At 73.6% G+C, this 19,256-nt stretch carries 15 protein-coding genes and 1 pseudogene; 11 read left to right on the forward strand and 5 right to left on the reverse strand.

The genetic code is table 11. The features are described from left to right. The first annotated feature begins 39 nt into the window (after positions 1–39). From Asi02nite_RS42470 to Asi02nite_RS34210, 5 genes and pseudogenes are all read left to right on the forward strand, one after another. The gene (locus Asi02nite_RS42470) at positions 40–1,710 is read left to right on the forward strand and encodes a glycoside hydrolase family 10 protein (RefSeq protein ID WP_275410426.1); all 1,671 of its coding nucleotides are present in this window, start codon (positions 40–42) and stop codon (positions 1,708–1,710) included. 432 nt (positions 1,711–2,142) lie between these two features. Beyond that, positions 2,143–3,597: a hypothetical protein gene (locus tag Asi02nite_RS34195; protein WP_239127423.1), complete on the forward strand. Its 1,455-nt coding sequence runs from the start codon at positions 2,143–2,145 to the stop codon at positions 3,595–3,597. Between the two features lie 664 nt (positions 3,598–4,261). Beyond that, positions 4,262–4,789, forward strand: coding sequence for a 2'-5' RNA ligase family protein (locus tag Asi02nite_RS34200; RefSeq protein ID WP_203718164.1), 528 nt, complete (start codon positions 4,262–4,264; stop codon positions 4,787–4,789). Positions 4,790–4,851: 62 nt separating this feature from the next. Then, positions 4,852–7,401 (forward strand): annotated as a pseudogene (locus Asi02nite_RS34205) (sensor histidine kinase); the annotation flags it as partial. 632 nt (positions 7,402–8,033) lie between these two features. Beyond that, positions 8,034–8,717, forward strand: coding sequence for a response regulator (locus Asi02nite_RS34210; protein WP_203718166.1), 684 nt, complete (start codon positions 8,034–8,036; stop codon positions 8,715–8,717). A gap of 4 nt (positions 8,718–8,721) precedes the next feature. On the opposite strand, the gene Asi02nite_RS34215 is transcribed toward Asi02nite_RS34210, so the two are convergent. Genes Asi02nite_RS34215 through Asi02nite_RS34225 form a run of 3 tightly spaced genes read right to left on the reverse strand, consistent with a single transcriptional unit; the run spans position 8,722 to position 12,135 of the window. Beyond that, on the reverse strand, positions 8,722–9,216 hold the full coding sequence (locus Asi02nite_RS34215) for a GNAT family N-acetyltransferase (RefSeq protein ID WP_203718167.1): 495 nt from the start codon (positions 9,214–9,216) through the stop codon (positions 8,722–8,724). 42 nt (positions 9,217–9,258) lie between these two features. Then, complete coding sequence (locus tag Asi02nite_RS34220; protein WP_203718168.1) at positions 9,259–11,445, reverse strand: NACHT domain-containing protein; 2,187 nt, start codon at positions 11,443–11,445, stop codon at positions 9,259–9,261. Between the two features lie 42 nt (positions 11,446–11,487). Further along, a complete protein-coding gene (locus tag Asi02nite_RS34225) occupies positions 11,488–12,135 on the reverse strand; it encodes a DUF899 domain-containing protein (protein ID WP_203718169.1) in 648 nt (215 codons plus the stop codon). Here Asi02nite_RS34225 and Asi02nite_RS34230 point away from each other — a divergent pair. The 3 genes from Asi02nite_RS34230 to Asi02nite_RS34240 are packed head-to-tail and all read left to right on the forward strand — an operon-like array spanning position 12,127 to position 15,476. Continuing rightward, entirely contained in the window at positions 12,127–13,233 is a 1,107-nt protein-coding gene (locus Asi02nite_RS34230; protein WP_239127425.1) for a DUF4037 domain-containing protein, read from the forward strand. The genes Asi02nite_RS34225 and Asi02nite_RS34230 overlap by 9 nt on opposite strands. Before the next feature lie 9 nt (positions 13,234–13,242). Further along, a complete protein-coding gene (locus Asi02nite_RS34235) occupies positions 13,243–14,337 on the forward strand; it encodes a M24 family metallopeptidase (RefSeq protein WP_203718170.1) in 1,095 nt (364 codons plus the stop codon). Beyond that, entirely contained in the window at positions 14,334–15,476 is a 1,143-nt protein-coding gene (locus tag Asi02nite_RS34240) for an acyl-CoA dehydrogenase family protein (RefSeq protein ID WP_203718171.1), read from the forward strand. The genes Asi02nite_RS34235 and Asi02nite_RS34240 overlap by 4 nt, the downstream gene beginning before the upstream one ends. Here the strand turns inward: Asi02nite_RS34240 and Asi02nite_RS34245 are convergent. Beyond that, positions 15,459–16,568 carry an epoxide hydrolase family protein gene (locus Asi02nite_RS34245; RefSeq protein WP_203718172.1) on the reverse strand — a complete coding sequence of 370 codons (1,110 nt, stop codon included), beginning with the start codon at positions 16,566–16,568 and terminating at the stop codon, positions 15,459–15,461. The genes Asi02nite_RS34240 and Asi02nite_RS34245 overlap by 18 nt on opposite strands. A gap of 62 nt (positions 16,569–16,630) precedes the next feature. On the opposite strand from Asi02nite_RS34245, the gene Asi02nite_RS34250 reads away from it, so the two are divergent. Then, on the forward strand, positions 16,631–17,590 hold the full coding sequence (locus Asi02nite_RS34250; protein ID WP_203718173.1) for a helix-turn-helix transcriptional regulator: 960 nt from the start codon (positions 16,631–16,633) through the stop codon (positions 17,588–17,590). Between the two features lie 23 nt (positions 17,591–17,613). Next, positions 17,614–18,084: an Lrp/AsnC family transcriptional regulator gene (locus tag Asi02nite_RS34255; RefSeq protein ID WP_203718174.1), complete on the forward strand. Its 471-nt coding sequence runs from the start codon at positions 17,614–17,616 to the stop codon at positions 18,082–18,084. On the opposite strand, the gene Asi02nite_RS34260 is transcribed toward Asi02nite_RS34255, so the two are convergent. Beyond that, positions 18,056–18,628: a histidine phosphatase family protein gene (locus tag Asi02nite_RS34260; protein WP_203718175.1), complete on the reverse strand. Its 573-nt coding sequence runs from the start codon at positions 18,626–18,628 to the stop codon at positions 18,056–18,058. The genes Asi02nite_RS34255 and Asi02nite_RS34260 overlap by 29 nt on opposite strands. Positions 18,629–18,744: 116 nt before the next feature. Between Asi02nite_RS34260 and Asi02nite_RS34265 the strand changes: the two genes are divergently transcribed. Beyond that, positions 18,745–19,248 (forward strand): peptide deformylase, encoded by a 504-nt coding sequence (locus Asi02nite_RS34265; protein ID WP_203718176.1) that lies wholly within the window; start codon positions 18,745–18,747, stop codon positions 19,246–19,248. Positions 19,249–19,256: the final 8 nt, after the last annotated feature.

The raw sequence follows: 19,256 nt of genomic DNA on the forward strand, positions 1-19,256 counted from the left end.
CACCGGTCTTCGGGCGTTGTTCGCCTGGCCCTGGTCGCGGTGGCCGCGACCCTCGCGGCTCCGCTGGTCGTGGCGCCGCCCGCCGCGGCCGACGCGGCGCTGCGCGTGCACGCCGCCGCGCGCGGCAAGTTCATCGGCTACGCGGCCGCCACCGGCCCGTTGGCCAACGAAGCCGCGTACCGCACCATCGCTGCCTCGGAGTTCAACCAGGTCACCGCCGAGAACGCGATGAAGTGGGACGCGACCGAGCCGTCGGACGGCAACTACACCTTCGCCGGCGCGGACCAGGTGGTCGCGTTCGCGACCGCCAACAACCAGCAGGTGCACGGGCACACGCTGGTGTGGCACAGCCAGACGCCCAGCTGGGTGCAGGGCCTGTCCGCCAGCGCGATGCGCACGGCGATGCAGGACCACATCGCCACCGTGGCCGGCCGCTACGCCGACAACCCCGCCCTCGTGTCGTGGGACGTCGTCAACGAGGTGTTCGACGACAACGGCAACATGCGCACCAGCTTCTGGTACAACACCCTCGGCCAGTCGTACATCGCCGACGCGTTCCGCTACGCCCGCGCCGCCGACAGCAACGCGCGGCTGTGCATCAACGACTACAACGTCGAGGGCATCAACGCGAAGAGCACCGCCATGTACAACCTGGTGCGCCAGCTCCGCGCCGACGGCGTGCCGGTGGACTGTGTCGGATTCCAGGGTCACCTCGCTATCCAGTACGGCTTCCCGTCGCAGGTGCAGCAGAACCTCGAGCGGTTCGCCGCGCTCGGGGTCCAGGTGCGGATCACCGAGCTCGACATCCGCATGCAGATGCCGCGGGACAGTGCCAAGGACACCACCCAGGCCACCTACTACCGCAACGTCGTGCAGGCCTGCCTGGCCGTCACGGCGTGCGCCGGCATCACCATCTGGGGCTTCACCGACAAGTACTCGTGGGTGCCCGACGTCTTCTCCGGCGAGGGCGCGGCGCTGCCGTGGGACGCGAACTACTCGCCGAAGCCGGCGTACACCGCGATCCACGACGCCCTCGACGACGGCTCCGGTCCGGGACCGGACCCGGACACCACGCCACCGACCACGCCGGGGACGCCGGTCGCGTCGGGGGTGACCTCGTCGGGTGTTTCGCTGTCATGGACGCCCTCCTCGGATGCCGTGGGTGTGACGGGGTATGACGTGTTGCGGGCGACCGGCGCGAGCGGCGGCACGTTCGCGGTGGTCGGCACGCCGACCTCGGCGTCCTTCGTGGACAGCGGTCTGACCGCGTCGACCACGTACCGCTATCAGGTCCGCGCCCGTGACGCCGCCGGCAACGTCTCGCCGGCGTCGTCGGCGGTCTCCGTGACCACGACCACCGGTGGTGGCGGTCCAGGCCCGTCGTCCTCGTGCCGTGTCGCCTACACGATCAGCCCCTGGGGCGGATCGTCGGGCTTCACGGCGGGTGTGGTGCTCACCAACACGGGTACCTCCGCTCTCTCCAACTGGACACTCGCTTTCTCCCTGCCGTCGGGCCAGCGGATCACGCCGCCGGGCTGGTCGGCGACGTGGTCCCAGTCGGGCCAGGCGGTGACAGCGGCCCCGCTGTCGTGGAACTCCACGCTCCCGGCGGGTGGTTCGACGACGATCGGCTTCAACGGCACCCACACGGGTGGCACCGGTGAGCCGACCGCCTTCACTGTCGGCGGTTCGTCCTGCACGGTCGTCTGACCTGTCCCGGTCTCCTCTCTGATGCGGCGGTCCGCCCTGGCGGCGGACCGCCGCGCCGCATCTCGTCACCCCCTTCCGAGGCCGGCCCGCCCGCTCGACACGCGTGGTCCCGCGGGTGGCACGAACTCGCGCGCGTGCCGTCGGAGGTGCGCGGGCGAGCGACCTCCTCGGTGGCTCTGCTTCTCCGCCGCCCCCTCAGCGGCATCTTCCGGTCGGCCGGATCCACGAGCCGTTGGGTGCTCGCTGCGTGATCCGGTGCGGTGCGAGCGCGAACGTATCGAGCTGCGACTCGACGTCGGAAGCCGCGTTTTTCCAGCCACACAACGGTTTCCGGGAAACCGCGCATCTCGATATCGATTCGTGACGCGGCGGAACGCCGTACTCCCGGAATGGGACGGTGCGAGTGTCGGTGGGGCGCGCGATGATGTGCCCGTGACTGAACCGAGCGGCGTGATCTTTCCGCCCACCGCCACCGGCACCGGTGTGACCTCGTCGCTGGGACGGGCGGTGGTCGCCGACGCGCTGCGCGCCGTCGACCCGATCGGCGCGGCGGCGGCACAGCGCGAGACCGACTGGCGCCGCGGTTACCTCGTCCATTTCCGGCGTCTGGTCGAGGCTGGTCTCGGCGACGGTGACGCGGCGCGCCGGATCGCCACCGACGGGCTGGCGTCGGTGGGCGAGCGCATGCGGTTCCGCACGGCTGACGGCGCGGTCGAGCCCCTGTCGGCCGCGCTGAAGGGCCCGGTCGAGCCGCTGACGACCGTGACCGTCGGTGGGCAGGGCCGGGTCGACAAGGAGCTCACGCTGCCCTACCGGGGCGAGCGACTACGCGGCGACGGCATCAAGCGCCGGCTCGACGCGTGGCTGGCGGCCGGCATCATCGAGCCGTCCTGCGCCGAGGCGGTCCGGGCGGTGCAGGCCAACCCCGACTGGCTCGACCTCGGCGGCACGACGGTCGTGGCGTTGGGCGCCGGCGCCGAGATGGGCCCGGTGCCGTCACTGCTGCGCTGGGGCAACCCGGTCGCCGCGGTCGACCTGGCCCGCCCCGCGCTGTGGTCGCGGCTGTTGGAGACGGCCACCAGGTACGGGGGCCGCCTGCACGTCCCGGCCGCCGAGGGCGACGGCGACCTCGCCGCCCGGGCGGGCGCCGACCTGCTGCACGGCGTCGCGTCCGTCGCGGGCTGGCTCGACGGGTTCGACGGCCGGCTGGTGCTGGGCAACTACGTCTACGCCGACGGCGCGATCAACGTGCGGCTCAGCAGCGCGGTCGACGCCCTGACCGGTCACGTGTGCCAGGCGCGCCCCGACACGGCGCTGGCGTTCCTGGCGACGCCGACCGACGTGTTCGCGGTGCCCGGCGAGGCGGTGGCACACGCCGAGCAGGCCTACGGCGAGCCGGCCGGGGTGACCCGACTACGCCGGCCGCTGCGGCTGCTCTCCGGCGGGCGGCTGCTGCGGCGCAACTACGCGCCGGGCGACGACCCGGGCATCTGCGACTCGCTGGTGGCGCAGCAGGGCCCGAACTACGCGCTCTCGAAACGCGTCCACCGCTGGCGGGCGACGGTGGCCAGGGCCGAGGGCGTGACCGTCAGCATGAACGTCGCGCCACCGACCCGCACCCGGTCGGTGGTCAAGAACCGCGCGCTCGCGGCGGCCTACGCGGGCGCCCACCGCTTCGGCGTGGAGGTCTTCGAACCGGCGACGAGCAACACGCTGATGGCCGCGCTCCTGGTCCACGACCTGCACAACCCGCCGCGCCCGGCGGCCGAGGTGTGGCACGAGGAGGCGCAGCACGCGGCCCACGGCGGCCTGTGGCGCTGCGCCTACGCACCACGCAGCGCCCTGGGCATCGCCGCCCTACTGGGCTGGGGGGCGGCCCGAGGCTGAGGTAAGGGGGTTTGTAGGGAGCTGCGGACTTGCGTCTGCGTGGCGCGTAGCGCAGCGCATCGCCGCCTCGTGGGGTTGGGCGCGAGGCGGAGGTGGGGCTGAGCGTCGCCGCAGTGCGGGATTTTGGCGTGCGGCGCGCGGCTGAGACGAGGCCGGGCCCAGCAGGCGTCGCGCCAGCGCAGTGGTGGTGGGGCATCGTCGCGCTCGATCGGCGTGCGGCCTGCGGCTCCAGTGGGGCCGGAGGTTGGTGCGCGGGTGTGGTGTTGCGCCGGCCCGACGCGATGGGCGGGGCATCGGCGCCCTGTTCGACCGCGGTGCGGCGCGCGGCTGCTTGATGCGGGGCTCGTAGGCAGCGGTGGTGCCGCGCTTGCGTGACGCGCAGCGTGTGATCTTGCCCCGCTGGATGCGGCGCGAGGCTGAGGTGTGGCCGGCTTGCGGCGTCGCACCGCCTCCGTACGCCCGCCTGACCCTGCCGCCTCCAGGGTGGGTAGCTGAACTCGCACGTGCGGGTCGGCACGGTGATCACCGCGACGCAGTGCGGCGCGTCTGACGTCGCCGTGCTCCCAGCTCGATCGGACCCCGCCATCCATCATCCTAGGACGCTCTACGGGGTGTGGCGCCGCGGGTTCTTGATCTAGGGCTCCGCGGCACCAACAATGTCCGCGTGGAAGGGATCGAGACCGCGCTGATCGTGCCCGTGCCCGAGGCCGAGCCCGTCGTAGCGCGACACCGCGAGCGCTTCGACCAGGCCGCCCGCTGGGGAGTGCCGGCGCACGTCACCGCGCTCTACCCGTTCGTCCCACCCGCCGCGGTCACCGACGACGTCCTTGCCGCCGTCCGCGCCACCGTCGCGAACACGCCGCGCTTCACCGTCGAGTTCGCCGAGGTCAGATGGTTCGGCGAGCACGTCGCCTGGCTCGCCCCGACGCCCGACCAGCCCTTCCGCGCACTCACCGAGGCGCTCTGGGCACGTTTCCCCGACCAGCCGCCCTACCGCGGCGAGTTCGCGGACGTCGTACCCCATCTGACCATCGGGCACGACGTGCCCGTCAGCGACCTGCAAGCAGCCGCCGACGCGGTCACCGCCCGCCTGCCGCTCACCGCCACGCCGGCCGAGGTCTGGCTCATGGTCGGCGCCCCCGAACCGGACTCGTGGCACACCGCGGCACGGTTCGCGTTCGGTGACGGATAACGCGTAGCGATAGTGTCAAGATCGGCCCTCATGGTGCGGGCGGCGCGCGAGTATGGAACGCGATGGCTCGTGGACAACTTCGGATCTATCTCGGCGCCGCGCCCGGTGTCGGGAAGACGTTCGCCATGCTCGAGGAGGCGCAGCGGCGGGCCGGGCGGGGTACGGACCTCGTCATCGGGTTCCTGGAGACGCACGGGCGGCCGCACACCGCGGCCATGCTCGACGATCTCGAGGTCGTGCCGCGGCGGGAGATGAGCTACCGCGGCGCCCGGTTCACCGAGATGGACGTCGACGCCATCCTCGCCCGCAACCCCCAGGTCGCGGTCGTCGACGAGCTCGCCCACACCAACGTCCCCGGCACCCGCAACGAGAAGCGCTGGCAGGACATCCAGGAGCTGCTCGACGCCGGCATCACCGTGCTGAGCACCGTCAACATCCAGCACCTCGAGTCGCTCAACGATGTCGTCGAGCAGATCACCGGCGTGGTGCAGCGCGAACGGGTGCCGGACAGCGTCGTACGCGGCGCCGACCAGGTCGAGCTCGTCGACATGACGCCCGAGGCGCTGCGGCGGCGGATGGTGCACGGCAACGTGTACCCGGCGGAGAAGATCGACGCGGCGCTGGGCAACTACTTCCGGGTCGGCAACCTGACCGCGCTGCGCGAGCTGGCCCTGCTCTGGCTGGCGGACAAGGTCGACGAGCAGCTCGACCGGTACCGCGAGGAACACGGCATCGGCACCACCTGGGAGGCCCGCGAGCGCGTGGTCGTCGCGCTGACCGGCGGGCGCGAGGGTGAGACCCTCATCCGCCGCGCCGCCCGCATCGCCGCCCGCAGCAAGGGCGCCGACCTGCTCGCCGTGCACGTGTCGCGGTCGGACGGCCTCGTCGACGCCGACCCCGCCCTGCTTTCCCGCCAGCGACTGCTCGTGGAGAGCCTCGGCGGCACGTACCACCAGGTCGTCGGGGTCGACGTGCCGCGCGCCCTGCTGGACTTCGCCCGCGGTGTCAACGCCACGCAGCTCGTCCTCGGCGCGAGCCGGCGCGGCCGCGTCCAGCAGATCCTCTCCGCCGGCGTCGGCGTCACCACGACGGCGCAGTCCGGCCCGATCGACGTACACCTGGTCACCCACGAGCAGGTCGGCGCCGGCCGCCGGAAGTTCCGGCGCGGCGACGCGGCCCTGTCCCGGAACCGGCGGATCGCCGGCTACCTCGTCGCGCTGCTCGGGCTGCCCGCGCTGACCGCGATCCTGGTGCCGTTCACCGACGAGCTGTCGCTGGCCAGCGACATGATGCTCTTCCTGCTCTGGGTCGTGATCGTCGCGCTGGTCGGTGGTCGCTGGCCCGCGATCGCGACGGCCGTCGCCGGGTTCCTGCTGCTCAACTACTACTTCACGCCGCCGCTGCACAAGTTCACCGTCAACGAGACCGAGAACCTGCTCGCGCTCGCGGTGTTCGTGGTGGTGGCGATAGCGGTCAGCGCGGTCGTCGACACCGCCGCGACGCGTACGCGGGAGGCGGCCGGAGCCAGTGCCGACGCACAGACCCTGGCAACCGTGGCAGGTAGCGTCCTGCGCGGCGTCCGACCGCTGGAGGCCCTCCTGCGCCAGCTGCGCGAGATGTTCGGCCTCGACTCGGTCACCCTGCTGGAGCGCGCGCCCGGCGCGGTCGACGTCCCGGACCGCCGCCGCGACCCGGCGGCCTGGCGCGTCGCCGCCGCGGACGGGACACCACCGAGCAACACCCCGGCCGAGGGGACGAGCGACGTGCCGATCGGCGACGACCTGGCCCTGGTGTTGCGGGGGAGCACCCTCGAGGCGAGCGACCGCCGGATCGTGGAGGCGTTCGCGGCCCAGGCGGCGATCGCGCTGCGCCAGGAGCGCCTGGCCGAGCAGGCCGCCGAGGCGCTGCCGCTGGCCGAGGCCGACCGGATGCGCACGGCGCTGCTCGCGGCGGTCAGCCACGACCTGCGTACCCCGTTGGCTTCCGCGAAGGCCGCCGTGACGAGCCTGCGCAGCGACGAGGTCGAGTTCTCGGAGGAGGACCGCGACGAGCTGCTCTCCACCGCCGACGAGTCGCTCGACCGGCTGGGCCGCCTGGTGGCGAACCTGCTCGACATGAGCCGCCTGCAGGCCGGCGCCCTGGGCGTGCTGCCGTCCGCGCTGGCCGTCGAGGAGGCGGTGCCCCGCGCCCTGGACGAGCTCGGCGCCGCCGCCCGGCCGGTGGTGCTGCGGATCCCGGACGACCTGCCGCTCGTCCACGCGGACCCGGGCCTGCTGGAGCGGATCCTGGTCAACGTCATCGGCAACGCGTTGCGGTTCAGCCCGCCCGACCACCCACCGAAGATCACGGCGAGCGAGCACGGCGGCCAGGTCGAGGTACGCGTGATCGACCGCGGCCCGGGCATCCCCGACGCGGCCCGCGACCGCGTCTTCCAGCCGTTCCAACGCCTCGGCGACCACACCAACCACGAGGGCGTCGGCCTCGGCCTGGCGCTCTCCCGCGGCCTGGCCGAGGCGATGGGCGGCTCGCTGGCCCCCGAGACGACCCCGGGCGGCGGCCTGACGATGGTGCTGGCGCTGCAGTCGGCGGAGGCGGCGGTCGAACCGACCGAGACCCGCGCGACGGAGCTGGCCGACCGCGCGATCCGCGAGCGCCTGCGCCGCTGGCCCCGCGACGCCCAGCTCACCACGCGCCTGGGCACCGCCGCACCGGCGGACCTCGCGGTCGACGACCCGACCCCGGCGGACCGCGGCCCGGTCCCGGAGCCGGTGCACCCGTCACGCCTGGCGGAACGCGATGGACAAGACGGGAAGAACGACGGCAGGGGTACGGACGGCAGGCGCCACAACCGCACGGACCCACCGTCACCGGGCGCCGGGGCGGGGTCGGGGTCGAAGCGCGCGGACCCCTCCGGGCGGGCGGACGAGGCACACAGCGAGGACGACGGCGGGCGCCTCAACCGCATGGACCCGCCTTCCCCGGGCGCCGACCCACGGCCGGGGTCGCGGCCCGCGGACCCCTCCGGCCAGACGCACGAGGCACACAGAGAGGACGACGGCATGCACGCGCACGGGCGGGACGCTCCCCGGCGCAGCCGGGGACTACGCAACGGCACGGGACCCGCGCTGGACCATCCGGGTCGCGACGGTCAGGACGGGGTCAGGGGAGACAACGCCCGGCCCGGCACGAGTGAAGGTGGTAGGGAACAGGTGCGCGACGACGAGCCGCCGGCGGACGGTGCGTGGTGACCCGGATCCTGGTGGTCGACGACGAGCCGCAGATCCTGCGGGCCATGCGGATCAACCTGCGGGCCCGCGACTACGAGGTCGACGTCGCCGCTGACGGTGGGACCGCCCTGCGGGCCGCGGCCGCGAAGCCGCCGGACCTGGTCGTGCTCGATCTCGGGCTGCCCGACATGGAGGGCGCCGACGTCATCCGCGGCCTGCGCGGCTGGACGACCGTGCCCATCATCGTGCTCTCCGGCCGCGTCGACAGCGCCGACAAGGTCGCCGCGCTCGACGCCGGGGCCGACGACTACGTGACCAAGCCGTTCGGGGTCGACGAGCTGCTCGCCCGGATACGCGCCGTCACCCGGCGGATGGGTACGACCTCCGACGCGACGCCGGTCGTCAAGGTCGGGCCGTACACGGTGGATCTCTCGGCCCGCACGGTCGAGCCGCCGGACGGCAACGCGGAGGTCCGGCTCACCCCGACCGAGTGGCACCTCCTGGAGATCCTCCTGCGCAACCCCGGCAAGCTCGTCAGCCAGCGCCAGCTGCTGCAGGACGTCTGGGGGCCGCAGTACCAGACGGAGACCAACTACCTCCGCCAGTACATGGCGCAGCTGCGCCGCAAGCTCGAGGCGGACCCCGGGCACCCGCGGCACCTGCTCACCGAACCGGGGATGGGCTACCGCTTCCAGCCGTGACCAGCTAGAGGGCCTTGACCAGCATCGTGATCGTCTCCGGGAACCAGCGCCGCACGCCGTCGTCGCCCGCCCAGTGGTAGCCGGTGTCGATCGTGCCGTGCGGCCATTCCGCGTACCCGAGCCGCTCGTAGAGCCGCCGCGCGGCGGGGTTCTCGACCCCCACGCCCAGCACGATCCGCTCATGGCCGCGCGCCGACACCAGCTCCTCGGCGGCCCGGATGATCGACGTGCCGTACCCCCGGTTGCGCAGCACCGAGAGCACCTCCAGGTGCACGAGCATCGGCACGCCGGGCAGGAACCGGTTGACCTCGGCCTCGGGCGCGGGCGAGAACGACACCCACACGTCGCCGACCGGGCTGCCGTCGAGGCGCCCGACGAGCAGCACACCCCGACCGCGGACCTGCGCGTCGAGCTTCTCGGCGAAGAACTGCCGTTGCCCGAGCAACGCCACGAGGTCGTCGAGCTGATCCGGGCCGTCGGCGGGCGTCACCGTGAACATGGGACCGAGACTGCCCGAGAAACGGGGAGAGTTCCACGGAATTCAGCTGACCGGCGCGGACGCGAGCGCGGCCCGCCGGTGCGCCACCCCGGCGGCGAGCCGGGCCGGGTCGCAGTCGGCGAGGTGGTCGCGGACGAGCAGGTGGACGAAGCGGAACTCGCCGCCCCCGGCGTCGACGAGCAGCCCGCGGTCGGCCGCGAACCGCAGGAAGGACCGGCGCCACGGGTCCGGCTCACCGGCCATTGCCAGGCCGGCGCGCAGGAGGACGGGTGTGACCGTCACCGCGAAGACCAGGCCGGGGATGAGCCCGACCAGCAGCCCGACGACCCAGCCGAGCGCCGGCGCCCAGACCGGTGTCAATAGCGACCCGCCGACCAGGCCGGCCGCCGCCGCCGTGACCAGCGTGAAGACCGCCATCTGGACGACCGGCAGGGGCACCGCCGGGTCGGACCGGATCGGTCCGAGCCGCAGTTCGTGGTAGGCGAACGTCACCGCGGCCACGGCCGAGAGCAGGCCCAGCACGAATCCGGTCCCGAGATCGGGCGAGTAGCCGACGACGGGCCAGACGAGGCAGCCGGCCCCGACGCCGGCGGTGACCGCCGCGTCCCTGACCCGCGCCCACACCGGTGCCTCACCACTGGCGAAGACGGCGACCAGGACGACCAGGGTGACCGCGCCGAAGACGGCGACGACGAGCGCTCCCCACGCGCCGAGCAGCGCCACGGCGCCCGCCAGCCCGAACGCCAGACCCGCGCCGAGCACGACCGCGAGCGACACGTACGCGGCGGCGGCGAGGCGGCGGACCCGTGGCGCCGGCGGCGGTCGCATGGACCGCTCGGGCACCAGGGCCAGCCCCAGCGCGAACGGCAGCAGCGCGGCCGCGACGCTGGCCCGCGCCACCATCGCGGCGCTGACGGCGGCGAGCGCCGCGGCCCGTCCGACGGGCACCAGCCAGAGGAAGGCGACGTGGTTGACCCGGGCGGGAAGATTCTCGAACCACACCTGCGACAGCGGCGGCACCTTGACGCCGAACCGGCGCTGGGTGGCGGCCTGCGCGAGGGTGCGCAGCATCCACAGCACGCGTTCCGGGTCGTCGCCCGCGGCGGCGCGGCGGCGGGAGAGCACCTCCACGACGTACGCGTCGAAAAGCTGCCGCCGCAGCCGGGTGGCGTCGCCGGCGGCGACCGACGCCCCGGTGGCGTGCGCGAGCACCGTGATCGCGAGCATCAGCGGCGAGGTGAGCACGTCCCACAGGTCGTCGTCGGAGTCCAACCTGGACAGCACCGCGCCCAGCGCCGGTTCGACGGCGGCGAGGAACGCGGCCACCTGGCCACGGGTGAGCGGCCGGATCCCGACGGCCCCCTGCAACCGCAGCCGCGCACCCACCTGCGCGTAGTCACTCTCCCGGCAGCACACCGCGAGCCGGGTGACGCCGAGTGCGTTGATCTCCCGCACGCAGCGGGCCCGGTCGGCCTCGGCGACCTCGTCGAGACCGTCGAGGAGCAGGACGACCCTGTCGTCACGCAACCACGCGGCGCCGACCTCCTCGGTGATCCGGTACCGCTCCCACATCGCCTGGAGGATCCACCGGTCGAACGGCGGGTCGCCCTCGCGCCGCAGGCGCGCCCACAGCGTCGGTCGGGGTCGGGTCCAGTCGGAGAGGTCGAGCAGCACGGGCACCAGCGGCTCGGCGGCGTCCCGCGCCCGCGCCACCAGGGCGGCGGCGAGGTCGAGCAGCTGGGTGGTCTTGCCGGCGCCGGGCGCACCGAGGATCAGCATCGACTCGTCCATCCGGTCGAACACGTCACCGATGCCGAGGTCGGGCGAGAGCGTGAACGCGTCGCCGGTCACCCGCGCGACGAGGTGGGCGGGCTGGCGGACGGTGGCGGGCCGCTCGTCGAGGGCGAGCGCGATCCGCCCGGCCAGCGACCCGCGCTGCCGGGTCGAGACGTAGCGGTCCACCTGCGCCAGCGCGAGCGGGATGTTGCGGGGGTCGCCGACGCGGTGCCGGACGGCCTTCTCCCGAGCGGCGGGCCGCAGCCGCTCGACCGCCTCGACGACGATCACGGCGATGACACACCCGACGGCGACGGGCCACAACCAGCCGGTGTACGGCTCGAGCCAGCGCGGCGGCTCGCCGCCGGTGCCGATGTTGACCGCGGTCGGCACGACCAGCGTGCCACCCACGACGGTCAGCGTGACCTGCGCGACGCGCAGCGCCGGTCGCATCTCGGGCGCACCTCCGGGTCGACAGTGGACGCCCGAATCGTGTCAGTACTCGTCGTGCAGGCGCCACCAGCTGTACGGCTCGGACTGCGGCCAGCCCAGCGGGGAGTCCTCCCAGCTCTCCTGCCGCCCGTACGGCGTGAGGTCCAGGATGTTGAAGTCGAAGCGCAGCCGGTCGACGCCGCGGGCGCTGGTGAAGTAGGTCTGGAACGCGTCGACGCCGTCGGTGACGAAGACCGCCAGCCCGAAGCCGTCGCCCGCGCCGATGTCGCTGCTGAACGTGCTGCCGCGCGACGACCAGACCGGGACCGTCCACTCCATCCGCCGCCGGATCGCGAGGAGCTGGTCGAGGGGCATGTCCGAGACCACCGCGTACGAGGTGCCGCGCGCGTGCAGGTGCTCGAGGCGGCCGACGTTGTCGTTGAAGCTGGCGCAGCCCGAGCAGACGTCGTCGGGGCCGTTGTCCATGAACTGGTAGACGACGAGCTGGTCGCGGCCCTCGAACAGGTCCCGTAAACCGGCTGTGCCGTCGGGACCGGTGAACGCATAATCGGCTGGCATCCGCACCATCGGCAGCCGGCGGCGTTCGGCCGCCAGGGCGTCCAGCGCCCGGGTCGCCTCCTTCTCCTTGACCAGGAGGGCGTCGCGGGCGGCCTGCCACCGCGTGCGGGACACGATCTCGGGATGAGGCATCGTCTCGTCCTCTCGTCACCGACAGTGATCAACACCAGCCTATCCCGGGAGATGGTCATGGAGTTCACGCCGGGGCTGGCGGTCAGCCGGCGGCTGCACGACGAGGTGGTCGGACCTGCCTTGACACCGCTGCGGTACGCGTCGGCGCGCGTCGACAGCGGCTCCGACGTGCTCGGCTTCGACACCGCCCGGTCCATGGACCACGACTGGGGTCCACGGCTGCAGGTCCTCGTCGCCGACCGCGCGGCGGTGCCGGCCGCCCGCGCCGCGATCGACGCCGCGCTGCCGGAGACGTTCCACGGCATCCCCACGCGGCCATGGGCCGACGGCGGCGAACGCATCGGCGTCACCGTGGACGCCGAAGCCGACTACCTGGCCGGCGCCCTGGCGCTGCCCGACCCGCGGAAACCGACGACCGACGACTGGCTGGCGCTGCCGACCCAGCGGCTCGCGGAGTTCACCGGCGGCGCGGTCTTCCACGACGACCTGGGCGGGCTGACCGCGGCCCGGGCGGCGCTGCGCTGGTACCCCGGCGACGTCTGGCGGCACGTCGTGGCGGCCCAGTGGACCCGGATCGACCAGGAGGAGCCGTTCGTCGGCCGGTGCGGCGAGGTCGGCGACGACCTGGGCGGCCGGGTCGTCGCCGCGCGGCTGGCCCGCGACCTCATGCGGCTGTTCCTGCTCCTGGAGCGGCGCTGGCCCCCGTACGCGAAATGGCTCGGCACCGCCTTCGCCCGCCTTCCCGGCGCACCGCACGACCGGCTGGCCGCGGCGCTGGCGGCGGACGACTGGCGGGAGCGCGAGCGGCACCTGGTGGCGGCCGCGGCGGTGGCGGGGGAGCGGACCAACGAGGTCCTCGGCACGGCGGTCGACCCCACGCCGCGGCCCTTCCACGACCGGCCGATCATGGTGGTCGGCGGGGCCCGGTTCGCGGCCGCGCTCGTCGACGGGATCGCCGACCCGGCGCTGCGCGGGCGGCCCCTCACCGGGGCCGTCGACCAGTGGGTGGACAGCACCGACGTGCTGTCACATGTCGGACGCGCCCGGGCCGCGGCGCGCGGGCTCGACGGGGCCGGAGACGGACCGAACGACCGTTAAGCTTACGGTGTGGAGTTGTACCCGCCCGAGCGGCTCGTGGCCGCCCAACGCGCGACGGCCGCCGTCGGCCTCGACGCGCTGCTCGTGACGCCCGGCTCCGACCTGCGCTACCTGACCGGCTACGACGCCCACGCGCTGGAGCGGCTGACCTGCCTCGTGGTGCCCGCCCGGGGCGAGCCGACCCTGGTCGTGCCCACCCTGGAGCGGCCGGCCGCCGAGGTCGCCACGCAGGGGCGGGTCACGATCGTCGACCACCGCGATGGCGACGACCCGTACCCGTTGGTGGTCGCCGCCCTCGGCAGCCCTGGCGTCGTCGCCCTGAGCGACCGGATGTGGGCCGCCCACGTCCTGGGCCTGCGCGCCGCCCTGCCCAACACCGCGCAGCGGCTGGCCGGCGACGTCCTCGACGAGCTGCGGATGCGCAAGTCGCCCGCCGAGGTCGAGGCGCTGCGCGCGGCCGGCGCGGCGATCGACGCCGTGCACGCCCGGATGGGCGAGTGGCTGCGCCCGGGCCGCACCGAGCGTCAGGTCGGCGCCGACATCGCCGAGGCGATCATCGACGCGGGGCACGCCACCGTCGACTTCGTCATCGTCGCGTCCGGGCCCAACGGCGCGAGCCCGCACCACGCCGTCTCCGACCGGGTGATCCGCGAGGGCGAGCCCGTGGTCGTCGACATCGGCGGCACGATGCCGTCCGGCTACTGCTCCGACTCCACCCGCACCTACGTGGTCGGCCCGCCGCCGCCCGACGTCGCGGGGTGGTACGCGGTGCTGCACGCCGCCCAGCTCGCCGCCGTCGCCGCGGTGCGCCCCGGCGTCACCTGCGAGCAGGTCGACGCGGCGGCCCGCGACGTGCTCACCGACGCCGGCTTCGGGCCCGCGTTCCTGCACCGCACCGGCCACGGGATCGGCCTCGACGGGCACGAGGAGCCCTACATCGTCGCCGGCAACGACCGCCCGCTCGAACCAGGGATGGCGTTCTCCGTCGAGCCCGGCGTCTACTTCGCGGGCCGCGCCGGCGCCCGCATCGAAGACATCGTCGTCTGCACCAACGAAGGTGCCGACGTCCTCAACACCACACCCACGGAGTTGGCCGAGTTATGACCATCGACCGCGTCCTGCCCACCGAAGAGGCCGGAGACCTCCTCGACCTCGCCACCGAGCTCGCCGACAACGAGCTGGCCCCGAAGGCGGCCGACTACGAGGCGCGCCGCGAGTTCCCCCGCGAGCTGGTCCGCACGCTCGGCCGGGCCGGGCTGCTCGGCCTGCCCTACCCGGAGGAGGTGGGCGGTGCGGGCCAGCCGTACGAGGTCTACCTCCAGGTCCTGGAGATCCTCGCCTCGCGCTGGCTGGTCGCCGCGGAGGCCGTCAGCGTGCACACGCTGTCCTGCTACCCGGTTTCCACCGCCGGCAGCGAGCAGCTGCGCAAGCTCCTGCCCGACATGGTCGGCGGCGAGCTGCTCGGCGCCTACTGCCTCTCCGAGCCGCAGGGCGGCTCCGACGCGGCGGCGCTGACCACGCGGGCGGTCCGCGACGGCGACGCCTACGTGATCACCGGTACGAAGGCCTGGATCACCCACGCGCACGACGCCGACTATTTCAACGTGTTCGCCCGCACCGGCGGCCCTGGCCCGGGCGGCATCTCCTGCCTGCTGGTCGACGCCAACACGCCGGGCATCGTGCCGCAGGCGCCGGAGCGCACGATGGGCCTGCACGCCTCACCGATCTCGCAGATCGCGTTCGACGGCGTCCGGGTGCCCGCAGACCGGCTCGTCGGCGAGGAGGGTGCCGGCTTCTCGCTGGCGATGCGGGCCCTCGACTCGGGCCGTCTGGGCATCGCCGCCTGCGCGGTCGGCCTCGCGCAGGCGGCCCTCGACCACGCCGTCGGCTACGCCCGCGAGCGCGAGCAGTTCGGTTCGCCGATCATCGACTTCCAGGGGCTGGGCTTCATGCTGGCCGACATGGCCACCCAGGTCTCCGCTGCCCGGGCGCTGACGCTGGCGGCGGCGCGGCTGCGCGACCACGGCCGGCCCTACGCGGTCGAGGCGGCCAAGGCGAAGCTGTTCGCCACCGACATGGCGATGAAGGTGACCACCGACGCGGTGCAGGTGCTGGGCGGCTACGGCTACGTCGCCGACCACCCGGTCGAGCGCTACATGCGCGAGGCCAAGGTGCTGCAGATCGTCGAGGGCACCAACCAGATCCAGCGGATGGTCATCTCCCGGTCACTCGCGAAGGCCTGAGAAGAACGTCCGGATGTCGGCCGCGTGCGCGGCCGGCTGCTCCATCGCCACGAAGTGGTTGCCGGGGTTGCCCTCGGGCCAGTGCACGATGTCGTTGTCGCGTTCGGCGAGGCGGCGCATCAGGGCGGAGCCACCGCCGTACTGGCCGGAGGGCACGTTCTTCTGTCCCTGGGGCCAGGCGAACCCGCCGCCCGGGGCCAGCGTCAGCAGGTCGTACATCGGCCAGCTCGACGAGCCGGCCGTGCCGGTGAACCACCAGAGGCTCGCGTTGGTCAGCATGAGGTCGCGGTCGATGACCTGGTCGGGTGTCTCGGCCATGAACGCGAACTCCTTGAACTTCTGGGTCAGCCAGGCCAGCAGTGCGACGGGCGAGTCGGTCCACGCGTACGCGAACGTCTGCGGCGCCGCCCGCAGCAGCGCGTGGTGGTCGACGCCGCCGCTCATCCACTGCCGCATCTGGTCCCACTCGGCCCGCTCGGCGTCGTCCATGCCGGGCACGTCGGCCTCGGTGGGGAAGCCGAAGCCGCCGTCGACGTGGACGCCGACGACGTGCTCCGGTGCGATGCGGGCGACCGCCGGCGCCACGTACGCGCCGAGGTCGCCGCCCTGGGTGCCGTAGCGGTCGTAGCCGAGCCGCGCCATCAGCTCCGCCCACATCCGGGCGACGCGGTCGACCGTGAACCCCGTGCCTGTCGGTGCCTGGGAGAAGCCGAAGCCCGGCACCGACGGGATCACCAGGTGGAAGTCGGCGCCGAGCTCCCCGATCAGGTCGGTGAACTCGACGAACGAGTTGGGCCAGCCGTGGGTGAGCAGCAGCGGCAGCGCGGCCGCGTTCCCGGAGCGGACGTGCAGGAAATGCACCGTCAGGCCGTCGATCTCGGTCGTGAACTGCGGGAACCCGTTGAGGCGGGCCTCGTGGGCGCGCCAGTCGTAGGTCGTCGCCCAGTGGCCGGCCAGGTCGCGCAGGTAGTCCAGCGGGACCCCGCGGCTCCAGCCGTCACCGGGTAGCTGCCGCGGCCAGCGGGTGCGGGTGAGGCGGTCGCGCAGGTCGTCGAGGTCGGCTTGCGGGATGTCGATCCGGAAAGGCGTCATGCGGACCACGCTAGGACCCCAGTAGGTCAGGTTCTGGCACACAAGGGTGGCATTCTTGGCGCATGTCCTCCGCCCGGCTGTTGAGCCTCCTGTCGCTGCTGCAGACCCCGCGCGAGTGGCCCGGCCGTGAGCTGGCCGACCGGCTCGACGTCAGCCTGCGCACGGTCCGCCGCGACGTCGACCGGCTGCGCGACCTCGGCTATCCCGTGCGGGCGACGATGGGCAACACCGGCGGCTACCGGCTGGTCGCGGGCAAGGCGATGCCGCCGCTGCTGCTCGACGACGAGGAGGCGGTCGCGATCGCGGTCGGCCTGCGCAGCGCGGCCGGGCACGCGGTGGCGGGCATCGAGGAGGCGTCGGTGCGGGCGCTGACCAAGCTGGAGCAGGTGCTGCCGGGCCGGCTGCGGCAGCGGGTCGGCGCGCTGGGCCGGGCCACGGAGCCGCTGCTCACCTGGAACGAGCCGACCGTCGACCCGGCGGTGCTGAGCGGGCTGGCCGCGGCCGTCGGCGAGCGGGTCCGGTTCACCTACCGCGACGAGGAGCGGCTGGTCGAGCCGCACAAGCTCGTGTCGGCGGGGCGGCGCTGGTACCTGGTGGCGTTCGACGACGACCGCGACGACTGGCGGGTGTTCCGGGTCGACCGGCTCGGTCCGGTGCGGCCGACCGACGTACGTGTGGCGCCCCGGACCCTGCCCGCCCCCGACGCCGCCGCCTTCGTGACCAGCCGCCTGTCCGAGATCACCCCCGTCCACCGGGCGGTGGCGACGTTGCACGCGCCGCACGACACGCTGGCCGGGCGGGTCGGCGACACGCCGGAGGCCCTGACCGCCCTCGACGCGGGGACCTGCCGGCTGGACGGGCACACCGACACGGTCGAGTTCCTCGCCCGGCGGCTGCTCAGCCTCGGCTGCGAGTTCGAGGTGCACGAGCCGCCCGAGCTGATCGCCCATCTGGCCGCGCTGGCGGGACGGGCCGGGCGGGCCGCGGGCCTGCGCGGCGGGAGCGACATCGCGGCCGGGTGAACGGGCCGGGTATTTTCTCTGCCGTGGAGGACACTGATCGCGCCATCGTCGCCGCCCTGACCGCGGACGGCCGGCTGTCCTATACCGACCTCGCGGAACGGGTGGGGCTGTCGGTGTCGGCGGTGCACCAGCGGGTCCGGCGGCTGGAGCAGCGCGGGGTGATCCACGGCTACACGGCGAAGGTGGCGTACGACGCGATCGACCTGCCCCTGGCGGCGTTCGTGGCGATCCGGCCGTTCGACCCGTCGCAGCCCGACGACGCGCCCGAGAAGCTGGCGCACATCCCGGAGATCGAGTCGTGCTACTCGGTCGCCGGCGACGACTTCTACCTGCTGCTGGTGCGGGTGGCGGGGCCGGCGGACCTCGAGCGGGTGCTGCAGGAGATCCGGACCGCGGCCAACGTGACGCACCGCACGACGGTGGTGCTGTCGACGCCGTACGAGGGGCGGGCGCCGAAGGTGGCGCTCAGCGACCCGAGTTCCACTGCTGGATGACCCGGGCTCCGTGCTCGTGACCGAGCACGGAGATCGTGGCGGTGTCGAGCTTGAGCAGCCCGCCGCCCGCGGAGTCGAGCCCGATCCAGCGGGCGCCGACGACCCGCAGGCAGTGGCCGTGCCCGACGAGCGCGACGTCGCCCTGGTCGAGCAGCTTGGCGGCCTTGGCGACGACCCGGTCGACCCGGGTCTGGACCTGCGCCGGCGTCTCCCCGTCGGGTGCGCCGTCGGTCCACAGCGACCACTTCGGGTCGTACCTCTCGTGGATCTCGGCCGAGGTGATGCCCTCGTACCGGCCGTAGTTCCACTCCGCCAGGTCGTCGTCGATCTCGGTGATGGGCAGGCCGGCCAGCTCCGCGGTGCGCACGGCCCGCTGCCGCGGGCTGCTGATCACCGCGGCGAACGCGCGGTCCTCCAGGCGTGCGCCGAGCTCGCGGGCCTGCCGCTGGCCGTCGTCGGTCAGCTCGATGTCGCTGTACGAGGTGTGCTTCCCGGTCAGGCTCCACTGCGTCTGCCCGTGCCGGACCAGGACGATCTCCGCCATGCCGTCCATCCAACCGTGCGCTCGGCCCGCACGCTGGCCGAACCATCATCCTAGGACGCCTTAGGGGGTGTGCCGGGGTACGAAGATCGACCGGCGGCGGGGGATAGGGTTCGCGCATGACCGTCCGCCCGATCCGCCTCATCGGTGACGCCGTGCTGCGCGCGGAGTGCGACCCGGTGCTTTCCTTCGACGCGGAGCTGCGGTCACTGGTGACGGACCTGATGGACACGCTGCTCGGCGAGCCGGGCCGAGCGGGCGTGGCGGCCAACCAGATCGGCGTGAGCGCGGCGGTCTTCGTCTACGACGCGGACGGCCAGCGGGGCCACGTGGTCAACCCGTCCCTGACGGTCTCCGAAGAGCTGCAGGACGGCGACGAGGGCTGCCTGTCGATCCCGGAGCTGTTCTTCCCGACGCCCCGCGCGATGCACGCGACGGTGACGGGCTTCGACCAGCACGGGACGCCGCTGACGGTGTCGGGCAGCGGCTTTCTGGCGCGGGCGCTGCAGCACGAGACGGACCACCTGGCGGGGCGGCTCTACGTGGACGGTCTGCGCGGTCAGACCCGCCGCGAGGCACTACGCGCGATCCGCGCGACGCCGTGGAACCGGCCGACGCCCTGATGCCCGCC

The sequence above is a fragment of the Asanoa siamensis genome (assembly GCF_016862555.1).
GTDB lineage: Bacteria > Actinomycetota > Actinomycetes > Mycobacteriales > Micromonosporaceae > Asanoa > Asanoa siamensis.